Source organism: Silvimonas soli, from assembly GCF_030035605.1.
Taxonomy (GTDB): Bacteria; Pseudomonadota; Gammaproteobacteria; order Burkholderiales; family Chitinibacteraceae; genus Silvimonas; species Silvimonas soli.
In genome coordinates, this window is the sequence record NZ_CP106736.1 from 609,819 (window position 1) to 620,483 (window position 10,665).

At 55.5% G+C, this 10,665-nt stretch carries 10 protein-coding genes; 2 read left to right on the top strand and 8 right to left on the bottom strand.

The window, feature by feature from the left end; genetic code table 11:
• Nucleotides 1-72 precede the first annotated feature (72 nt).
• From lepB to rpoE, 8 genes are all read right to left on the bottom strand, one after another.
• Nucleotides 73-1,035: a signal peptidase I gene (gene lepB / locus N7220_RS02810; protein WP_283149963.1), complete on the bottom strand. Its 963-nt coding sequence runs from the start codon at nt 1,033-1,035 to the stop codon at nt 73-75.
• 60 nt (nt 1,036-1,095) lie between these two features.
• Nucleotides 1,096-2,889: a translation elongation factor 4 gene (gene lepA, locus N7220_RS02815; RefSeq protein WP_283149964.1), complete on the bottom strand. Its 1,794-nt coding sequence runs from the start codon at nt 2,887-2,889 to the stop codon at nt 1,096-1,098.
• Nucleotides 2,890-3,061: 172 nt separating this feature from the next.
• Complete coding sequence (locus N7220_RS02820) at nt 3,062-3,322, bottom strand: glutaredoxin family protein (RefSeq protein WP_390901553.1); 261 nt, start codon at nt 3,320-3,322, stop codon at nt 3,062-3,064.
• Between the two features lie 5 nt (nt 3,323-3,327).
• On the bottom strand, nt 3,328-4,767 hold the full coding sequence (locus tag N7220_RS02825; protein WP_283149965.1) for a DegQ family serine endoprotease: 1,440 nt from the start codon (nt 4,765-4,767) through the stop codon (nt 3,328-3,330).
• Between the two features lie 67 nt (nt 4,768-4,834).
• Nucleotides 4,835-5,326, bottom strand: coding sequence for a SoxR reducing system RseC family protein (locus tag N7220_RS02830; RefSeq protein WP_283149966.1), 492 nt, complete (start codon nt 5,324-5,326; stop codon nt 4,835-4,837).
• Between the two features lie 41 nt (nt 5,327-5,367).
• On the bottom strand, nt 5,368-6,369 hold the full coding sequence (locus tag N7220_RS02835; RefSeq protein WP_283149967.1) for a MucB/RseB C-terminal domain-containing protein: 1,002 nt from the start codon (nt 6,367-6,369) through the stop codon (nt 5,368-5,370).
• Nucleotides 6,369-6,881, bottom strand: coding sequence for a sigma-E factor negative regulatory protein (locus N7220_RS02840; RefSeq protein ID WP_283149968.1), 513 nt, complete (start codon nt 6,879-6,881; stop codon nt 6,369-6,371). Before N7220_RS02840 ends, N7220_RS02835 begins: the two co-directional genes overlap by 1 nt.
• Nucleotides 6,882-6,937: 56 nt before the next feature.
• Complete coding sequence (gene rpoE, locus N7220_RS02845) at nt 6,938-7,549, bottom strand: RNA polymerase sigma factor RpoE (RefSeq protein WP_283149969.1); 612 nt, start codon at nt 7,547-7,549, stop codon at nt 6,938-6,940.
• A 385-nt stretch (nt 7,550-7,934) separates the two neighbouring features.
• On the opposite strand from rpoE, the gene nadB reads away from it, so the two are divergent.
• Both nadB and tpiA read left to right on the top strand, forming a co-directional pair.
• A complete protein-coding gene (gene nadB, locus N7220_RS02850) occupies nt 7,935-9,515 on the top strand; it encodes an L-aspartate oxidase (RefSeq protein ID WP_283149970.1) in 1,581 nt (526 codons plus the stop codon).
• 262 nt (nt 9,516-9,777) lie between these two features.
• On the top strand, nt 9,778-10,614 hold the full coding sequence (gene tpiA, locus N7220_RS02855) for a triose-phosphate isomerase (RefSeq protein ID WP_283149971.1): 837 nt from the start codon (nt 9,778-9,780) through the stop codon (nt 10,612-10,614).
• Nucleotides 10,615-10,665: the final 51 nt, after the last annotated feature.

A 10,665-nucleotide genomic window follows, 5' to 3' on the forward strand; every position in this document is an offset into this window, starting at 1 on the left:
CCTTATTGCCCCCGGATCATATTGCCCGGTTGGCTTGCTCATGCGGCAATGGTGCCGTGATGACACGATGACTTAGCGGATGAAAGTGCCAATCCGGCCAAGCTGTTTCAGGTTGAACCAGACCAGGAACGCTTTACCTACCACGTATTTGTCCGGAACAAAGCCCCAATAACGGCTATCTGCAGAATGATCGCGGTTATCACCCATCATGAAGTAATAACCTTCAGGCACCTTGCAGCTAAAACCTTCGTCATCATAACGGCAGTTTTCGCGATACGGAAAGTCACGCACCTCCGAAAGCATCGCGTATGGCGGATTATCAACGGATTGCAGGGTGTTATAGGTGTGCGTACCTTGTTTTTCAGTGAATTGCTTGTTGCGTTCCAGGCGCACACCGTCTTCCACGTAGTCCAGGTTACCGGCATCTTCAGTCGGCACTGGCTGGCCATTGATGGTCAATTGCTTGTGGCGATATTCCACCGTATCACCGGGCAAGCCGATGGTGCGCTTGATGTAATTGATGGACGGATTTTCTGGATAGTTGAATACCATCACATCGCCGTGTTGTGGTTTGCCGACTGGCATAAAAACGTTATTCAGCACTGGTACCCGCAAGCCATAAGAGAACTTGTTGACGACGATAAAGTCGCCGACTACCAAGCCGGGGCGCATTGATGAAGACGGAATCTGATATGGCTCGATCACGAAAGAGCGCAGTACAAACACAGCCAGAATCACCGGGAAAAACCCGCGGCCGTATTCAACCCAATCCGCAACCGGTTTGTCGCCGCGTTTTTTGCCCCAGACCAACTTGTCCATTACCCACACAATGCCGGTCACCAGCACAAATACCAGCATGGCTGCGGCGATGGAGAAATATTGCACCAGCAGGATAAATACACCGACGATGGCAAACAAATAGCCGTATTGCACCAGTTGCGGTGCCTCTGGACCATGACGTTCTTGTTTATTGCCCAGCGCGATCATGACCGGGCCGAGCAAGGTAATCACGATGCCAATCAGAAGCCAGTTCATCAGAAACCTTGTTATGTGGTGGATTGGAACAAAACAGGCAGAGCTTTACGCAGCACGTGCTTACTTGTCGCTAACCTGCAGAATCGCCAGGAAGGCTTCTTGCGGAATCTCGACATTGCCCACTTGCTTCATGCGCTTTTTACCTGCTTTCTGTTTCTCGAGCAGCTTTTTCTTACGGGTAATATCGCCGCCATAACACTTGGCCAGCACATCTTTACGCATGGCCTTGACGGTTTCCCGGGCAATAATATGCGCGCCAATTGCCGCCTGAATGGCAATATCGAACATCTGGCGCGGAATGAGTTCCCGCATTTTGGAAACAAGTTCGCGGCCGCGATAAACCGAGCTGGCGCGGTGCACAATCAAACTCAACGCATCCACCCGCTCGCCGTTGACCAGGACGTCGAGCTTGACCAGATCATCCGCACGGAATTCCTTGAAGTCGTAATCGAGTGAGGCATAACCACGCGACACCGATTTGAGCTTGTCAAAGAAGTCCATTACTACTTCAGCCATCGGCATATCGTAGGTCAGCATGACCTGACGGCCCATGTATTGCATATTGCGTTGTGCGCCGCGCTTCTGGTTACACAACGTCATGACGTTACCGACGTAATCCTGCGGCACCAGAATGGTGGCAGTAATAATCGGCTCGCGGATTTCTTCAACTTTGCCGGGGTCCGGCAACTTGGACGGGTTCTCGATCTCGATCACTTCACCGTCTTTAAGCACCACTTCATACACTACCGTCGGTGCGGTGGTGATGAGGTCCATGTCGAATTCACGCTCAAGCCGTTCCTGCACGATTTCCAGGTGCAACAGCCCGAGGAAACCACAACGGAAACCAAAGCCCAGCGCTTGCGAGACTTCCGGCTCAAAGTGCAACGAAGCGTCGTTCAGTTGCAGTTTTTCAAGCGATTCGCGCAGTGACTCGAAGTCATGGCTTTCTACCGGATACAGACCAGCAAACACCTGCGATTTGACTTCCTTGAAGCCAGGCAAAGCCTCGGTGGCGGGTGTTTTGACCAGCGTAATCGTGTCACCAACCTTGGCGCTGGCCAGTTCTTTGATGCCGGCAATCACAAAGCCTACTTCGCCGGCGCGCAGTGCATCCCGCTGTACCGACTTGGGCGTGAACACACCCACCTGCTCGCACAAATGCTGTGCCTTGCTCGACATGAACAGGATTTTGTCTTTGGGGCGCAGTTCGCCGTCCACCACACGCACCAGCATGATCACGCCCACGTAGTTATCGAACCACGAGTCAATGATCAGCGCCTTGAGCGCGCCATCCGGATTGCCACGCGGGGCAGGAATTTTGGCTACTACTTCTTCCAGGATATCTTCAATGCCGATGCCGTTTTTGGCTGATGCACGCACCGCATCCACCGCGGCAATGCCGACGATGTCTTCGATTTCCTGAATCACGCGCTCAGGTTCAGCGGCTGGCAGATCAATCTTGTTCAGCACGGCAACCACTTCCACACCTTGCTCGATGGCGGTGTAGCAGTTGGCCACAGTCTGGGCTTCAACGCCTTGTGAGGCATCGACCACCAGCAGCGCGCCTTCACACGCCGCCAGAGAACGGCTGACTTCATACGAGAAGTCAACGTGCCCCGGGGTGTCGATCAGGTTCAGGTTGTATACCTGACCATCGCGGGCCTTGTATTGCAACGCTGCGGTTTGGGCCTTGATGGTAATGCCGCGTTCTTTTTCGATATCCATCGAGTCGAGCACTTGCTCAGACATTTCGCGAGCATCCAGACCACCACAGAACTGGATGAAGCGGTCTGCAAGGGTCGATTTACCGTGGTCGATATGCGCGATGATGGAGAAATTACGAATGTGGTTCATCTAGGGACTTGTTTATGTAACTGGATAGGCGCCGGCCAAACCGCCGCCGCAACTACAAAAAGGGGCACGCCATGCGTGCCCCTTGGCTAAAAACCGAATGATTGGGCAGGATTTTACCGGAAATCGCTGTTATGAACAAAAGCAGCGGCCCGGCGTCGTAAACCAGAGCCGATCATGCGTGCTGACACTTGGCCAGCCAGGCATCCAGCGCCTCGATATCCAGGTGGTAATGGCAGATTTCCTGGTCACCCGAATCAGTCAGCACCGGCACCAACTCACCGTAGCGCTCTTCCAGGTCGTCATTGTCGTCAATGTCGATCCAGTTCACGTGGAACCCGCGCTGGCGCGACAATTCGTCCAGTTGCTCACGCATATGCAGACAAAGACTGCAGTACTCGCGGCCGTACAAGCGCAATTGCATAGGCATATTCATCAGACTTATTTGTCCTTATCGGTTTTGTCTGTTTTATCGGGGGCCTTGATGGAGAAGAACAACGATCCATCCTGACGCAGCACGCGCAGCGCCACACTATCACCCGGCTTGAGCGCATCCAGTGCCTGGCGCAGTTGTGCTGCACTACTCAGATCGGTACCGCCGATTCCCGCAACGATGTCACCACCTTGCAGACCGGCACGAGCAGCAGCGCCAGTGGCACTTTGCACACCAACCCCATATTTGATACCGGCCTGCTTCAACTGGCGCGGGGTGAGTTCGACCAGCGACAAACCAAAGCGCCGAATGCTGCTTTCTTCTGCCGGCTTGGCTGGCTTGTCGCCGGACTTGCCCGCGCCGCCATCGTCTTTCTGGTCCAGCACGCCAATCGTGAGCGTAACGTTGCGGGCGGCTTTATCGCGCCAGATTTGCAAAGTGGCTTGCGAGCCTGGTTTGCTGGCGGTCACCAGCCGTGGCAGATCGCCGGTTTCTTCAATGGCTTGGCCGTTGTACTTGAGAACAATATCGCCCGGTTTGATCCCGGCTTTGGCGGCCGGGCCATCTTTATCCACTGCCGAAACCAATGCACCCTGCGCTTTGGGCAAACCAAAGCTCTTGGCCAGATCGTCATTCACCGACTGCACGGCTACACCGATACGCCCGCGGGTGACTTTGCCATTGGCCTTAAGTTCGGCCACCACTTTCATGGCTTCGTTAATGGGAATAGAGAACGACAGCCCCATAAAACCGCCAGACTGACTGTAAATCTGCGAGTTGATACCCACAACCTGGCCATCCATATTGAACAGCGGGCCGCCGGAATTGCCCGGATTGATAGCGACATCAGTCTGGATAAACGGCGTCTGGTTTTCATCCAGCAACTTGCGGCCCGTGGCTGAGATAATCCCGGCGGTGACGGTGTTTTCAAAACCGAACGGCGAACCAATCGCGACGACCCACTCTCCGGCCTTCAGTTTGTCAGAATCGCCCAGATCCGCCTTGGGCAGATCAGTGGCATCAATCTTGAGCAAGGCGATGTCGGTGCGGGCATCCGAGCCCACTATCGTGGCCTTGTATTCTTTCTTGTTGGTGAGGGTGACTTTGATGGTGTCCGCTTGTGCGACCACGTGCGCGTTGGTCAACACGTAACCATTGGCATCAATGACAAACCCCGAACCCAGCGATTGGGCTGTGCGCTCCCGCGGTTGCTGGCCAGCCGACGGCGGCACGGGAAAACCAAAGCGCCGCAGCAAATTGAGAGTGTCTTCATCCATCTCCATTTGTGAGCTGGATTCACGCAAGGTGGAGGTTGTCGACACATTCACCACCGCCTTGCCTTCTTTTTCCACTAGTTGGGTAAAGTCGGGCAAGCCGGTCACGGCGGCTGAACTGATTGCGCTGCTCACAGCGATAACGCCTGTCACAAACAAAGTTTTCATTTGCATGGTTTGGTCACTGTTCAGGAACGGGACAGAAACAGACAGGCGTACTCGTCACAAGTTCGCAGCGGGCTTAGCGAGCACCGTCCGCGGTGGGCGTACTGCGATCACAGAATTTGATGGGCTTGGCGTCGGGCGCAACGCGTTCCAGTGTAGTTGGTTCAGCCAGACTAGCGAGATTGCGGCGGCTGCGCAAAACCAGGAAACCGCCAACGAAACCGATGGCAGCACCGATAACCGCGCCCAGATCAGGCAATCCATAAGGTGCGACCAGACGCCCAACGCCGGCACCGATCATCAACGCCGCCAATGGCACACCGTATGCAGCCAGCGCACTCTTGAGCAGCATGCCGTCGGCAACACCGATACGGACTAAGTCGCCCGGTTTGGCATCAACGGTATTGCGCACGCGAAACGCCTCTTTGGCGTTACCGAACATGCGGGTAATGGCCACCGACTTACAGCCGGTTTCCGGATCACAGTTGCCACATGGTGCATGCGGCTTGATGCGCACCCAGACATGCTCGCCTTCGCGACGAACGACTTGTGCTTCACTTTCAATCATGGATATCCCCTGTCACATCCCGCAATTATGACGCTTTGCGATTACTGTGACCCGGCTTTTTCGCCTTTGGGCGTATAAGCGTAGCTGAACGCCTGCACCGTTTCTGGCGGCACTTCGCCCAATACCGTCAACAAGTACGGCCCCGCCTGGCGCGCAAACACGGTGATCCCGGCTTGCTGGGCGATCCCCAATGGCGCAGAAGCATCAAATGGCTCGATAAATACCGAAAGCGTGACCAGACCGTCGCCATAAAGGTGATGAATCACCGGTTTGGGCTTGCCCGTCATCGGACGCTGCCCTACTTTCAGCAGGCGAAACCCGTTGGGCAGATTGTGAATATCCCAGCCGGTATCTTTAGGCAATGCGACCGGCCCGTTCGAGTCATCGACCGGTGCGGGTTTGACTGGATAAGTCGGCTTGAGCAAACGCCGGTCAATCGGACCGCCAATCTGCACTTGCGAGAACGCAAACACTTCGACCGGTTCACGCCGGATACCCAGCATGACTGATTTGAGCATCAAGCCGGTCTCAGGATGTACCCAGTAGCGATGCGGATAACGCAGCTTGTCGCGCGGCTCGAAATCGTAAATATTTGCATCTTGCCCGGCAACGCGTTCCTGACCGACAAATCGGACCTGATAGTTTACCAACACGTGGTCGGCATCATCCGGAAACTGGCGCGGAAAGAGTTTGGACGACTGGCGCCGGTCAATGGGAAAGACCTGGCCTCCAGGCAAATACAGGCTGACCTGGTTGCCCTGCCGGAAAAATTCGCGCGGCGGCCCATCCAGCGACTCACGTCGCTCGATATCGTTTCCGGAGGCGGCCTCATGAATAACCCGGAATGCCTCCATATTGTCGCCATGCTGATGGACATACACCCCCTGGAACGACACCGTCTTGGCGGCATTGGCAACACGCGCGACCAGTTGGGTAGCGTCTTGTTGGCTCAAGAGTTCGTTGGGGACGAGAGAGGCAGCCAGTAAACGTTGGCCTGCCAGGAATAAACTGCCGGCCAGGATCCAGCCCTTGGTCTTCATCATTATTTGGTCGGTTGCTTGGTCTCAAACGATGCATAAACAAGGTCACGCCCATCGATCGGGTTACCCGAATCTTCGTGGTGCGCGGCCAGATAGGCACGGAATTTGGAATCGGAAGTGGCTACGTGTACGGCTTGTGGGGTAGCCATTGCCGCCATGTGCGGTACTGCTACGGCAGAACCGGTATATGCACCGTGGAACGCTTGCCAGCCCACCACGCTCAGAAAAGCCACAGATGCCGCAGCCGAGAGCGGCGCCAGCGCACGGCGCATGAAGCGGCGACGGCGCGAACTGGCGGCTGGAGCAAACACCACGGGTTCTGCAGCCAGGCGATCACAGAAGGTCTTCATGAAATCGGGTGACAAAATGGGATGCTGCTGCATCACATCGCCAACCAGATGCCAGTCTTGCCAGTCGTCGCGCAGCGCCGGATCAGCGTGCAGTTGTGCCAAAACCTGGTCAAAGCGAGCAGGCTCGAGTTCTCCGTCGATCAACGCCGACAAATGCTCTTTCATGATTGCGTTACCCTCTAGTTGCCCAGTCAAACGGGCTTTGTGCTGCCTTGTACCGGCTACCAACGTCTGTCCTTGCCCACCGTCTCGAGCAATGGCCGTAATTTACCGGCGATTGCTTCACGTGCCCGAAAGATACGCGATCGGACAGTGCCTATGGGACAGTTCATCACTGTAGCGATGTCCTCGTACGACAAACCGTCCATTTCACGCAACGTAATTGCGGTTTTCAGTTCATCGGGCAGAGTGTCCACCACCTCGTTGACAGTTCTGACAATCTCTCTGTTGGAGAGTTCAGCCTCGGGCGTATGGTAATCCGGAATCTGCGCGGCGGCATCCAGGGTTTCGCCTTCATCGTCCTCGTAATCGTTGGCCAGCTGGGGCCGGCGGCCCATTGAGGCCAGATAATTTTTAGCGGTATTAATAGCAATGCGGTACAGCCAGGTATAAAACGCGCTTTCGCCGCGAAAGGACGGCAGTGCGCGATAGGCCTTGATAAAGGCCTCCTGGGTCACATCCTCGATCTCATGCGGATCACGAATCAGGCGCGACAGCAAACGTGCGATTCTGCGCTGATATTTGGCGACCAGGAGTTCGAATGCCTTCTTGTCGCCAGCTTGCGCACGCGCGACCAGGGCTTGATCGATATCCCGTTCGGTAAGGTTTTCCAATGCGGGCTCCGTGTGGAACGGCCTGCGTAAATATTAAAATGACAGTAACCCGGTACCAGTACGCGGTAACACACACTGTTCTAAGTAACCAGCAATATCCGGCAAATTCGCGCTCCTTCCCTGGAAAGCACCACCGGATGTTGCAGCCGATATATCACATTGCATATCGGCCAGACTGCTGTCAGATGCAGACCTTCTTGATTGATTCTTCGTTATCTGGGGCTGACAACTGTGTTTTACAAGACGGACAATGAACGATCATCGTCGCATTGCCGCCTTAAAAGCGGCTTAAAGCATGGTCTATGTCAATGACATCGCTGCCGCATATTCGGCACCACTGTTATAGTTACATTTTTGAGACAGCACCCGGGAGCAATAGCCAGCCATGCGCCAGTTCGACGTTTTGATCATGGGGAGCGGCCTTGCCGGCATGACCATTGCCCTCAAGCTTGCCGATCAGTTGAAAGTAGGTCTGGTCACCAAATGCGCGTTGCGCGATGGTGGCAGTGGCTGGGCACAAGGTGGTATCGCCGCCGTGCTGGACGATGCTGACAGCATTGAACTGCACATCCGCGACACCTTTGTTGCCGGAGCCGGATTATGCGATGCGCAAGCCACCCGGTTCATTATTGAAAATTCACGCGAAGCCATCGACTGGCTGATAGACATGGGCGTGCCATTCACGCGTGACGACTCCGGCGATACTAACTATCACGGCTACCATCTGACACGCGAGGGCGGTCACAGTCATCGCCGTATTATTCACGCTGCCGATGCCACGGGTGCTGCCGTGATCGATACACTGGCGCAAAAAGTGGCCGTGCACCCGAACATCACCGTGCTGGAAGACCACATCGCGCTGGATCTGATCACCGGTAAAAAACTGGGAATGGAAGACGACCGCTGCTGGGGCGCCTATGTTTACGACAAAATCGGCGACAAAGTCGAAACCATCGTGGCGCCGCACACCGTGCTGGCTACCGGTGGCGCGGGCAAGGTGTATCTGTACACCACCAACCCGGACGTCGCGACTGGCGATGGCATTGCCATGGGCTGGCGGGCAGGTTGCCGGGTATCGAACATGGAGTTCATCCAGTTCCATCCGACTTGCCTGTATCACCCGCATGCCAAATCTTTCCTGATTACCGAAGCTGTACGTGGTGAAGGCGGGATTCTGCGCTTGCCCGATGGCACCCGTTTCATGCCACAGCATGACGAACGCGCCGAACTGGCGCCGCGTGACGTGGTGGCCCGCGCCATCGACTTTGAAATGAAAAAAGGCGGCTTTGATTGCGTCTATCTGGATATTTCATTCAAGCCCGCTGAATTCATTAAAGAGCACTTCCCGAACATCTATCAACGCTGCCTCGAATTGGGCATCGACATCACCGTTGAGCCGATTCCGGTAGTACCGGCGGCGCATTACACCTGCGGTGGTTTGGTGGTCGATATGGATGGCCGCACCGATGTGCCTGGCTTGTACGCAGTCGGCGAAGCGGCCTGCACCGGGCTGCACGGTGCCAACCGGCTGGCGTCCAACTCACTATTGGAATGCATGGTTATTGGCAAAGCCACGGCGGCGGATATTCTGGCCGACCAGGTCGGGCCAATGCCGGTTGTGCCGGAATGGGATGAAAGCCAGGTCACCGATCCGGATGAAGAAGTGGTCATCGCCCACAATTGGGATGAACTGCGCCGTTTCATGTGGGATTACGTCGGCATTGTGCGTACCAACAAACGGCTGGAACGGGCGCTACATCGCATTGAGTTGCTGCAACACGAAATCCACGACTACTACAGCAACTTCCGCGTGGGTAACGACTTGATTGAATTACGTAATCTGGTCACTACAGCCGAATTGATCGTGCTTTCCGCCATGGCCCGCAAAGAAAGCCGCGGTCTGCATTACAGCCGCGACTATCCGGGCATGCTGCCGGAAGCCAAGCCCACCGTACTGAAACCGTAACGCACTGAATCCGCCGCTTTCTGGCACCGAAACAACGCCCCTGCCCGCCCTGCCGCGGGCTGTGGCGTTGTTTACTCACCTCACCCGTTATCATAAATCGGCACAGTAAGAGATTTTCCAGCCGCTTCCAGGTATTGTTGATGTACCGGCCTTTCAATCTGGCCTAAAGTTATTCAATGAGCATGTGTTGTGAAGCCCGGCATCCTGGCAATACACGTGACTCGACACCTCTCCCTGAGCCCGCCTTACTGGAACTAGCATCATGAGCGAAGACGATCTCAAACCACTGGTTATCGGCAACTGGAAAATGTACGTCTCGCGTGAGACTGGTTCGTCGATGCTGGCCGAACTGGCCACCGCCCCTGCCATGAAAGATGTAGAAGCGGTCATTTGCCCCGCATTTCCGTTTTTATCTGAAGCGGCAGCCGCGTTGCCCGCCAGCGGAATTCGCCTGGGCGCGCAAAATTGCAGCCCGGAATCCAGCGGTGCCCACACTGGCGAGGTGTCCGCCGCCATGCTGGCCGATTTTGGCTGTAAATACGTGCTGATCGGTCATTCCGAACGTCGCCGCATGTATGGCGAAGGCGATCATGAAATTTCCCGCAAAGTGGCGCAGGCGCTGGAATATGGACTGACCCCTGTGTTGTGCATTGGCGAAGACGCCGATCAGCGCCGCAGCAACCAGACCACCAAGGTGTTGCAAACCCAGTTGATCAAAGCAGCCCAACTGTTTTCTGCCACCGACTGGCCGCGTATCGCCATTGCCTATGAGCCAATCTGGGCCATTGGCACGGCAACTTCCATTTCGGTCATCCAACTGGCCGCCACCATTCGTACCCTGCGTCAGTTGCTGGAAGAAATGCATACGCCAGGTCAGGGCACTATTCAGCGCATCATTTATGGCGGCAGCGTGGACGAAAAAAATGCGGCCAGTTTGATGATCGGTGCCGAAATCGATGGCCTGCTGATCGGGCGAGCATCTATTCCAACCGAGCGTTTCCTGCAAATTTGTCTGGAAGTCTCGCTCGCAGCGCGGATTGGTGCTTATGTGGGGCATCGCGCCACACGCGCCGCCGCCAGCAACGGTACCGAGGGCTAATGGCCTGGCCAGTTACACCTTGAAGTAGCAAGACACAGACACTGAGCTACG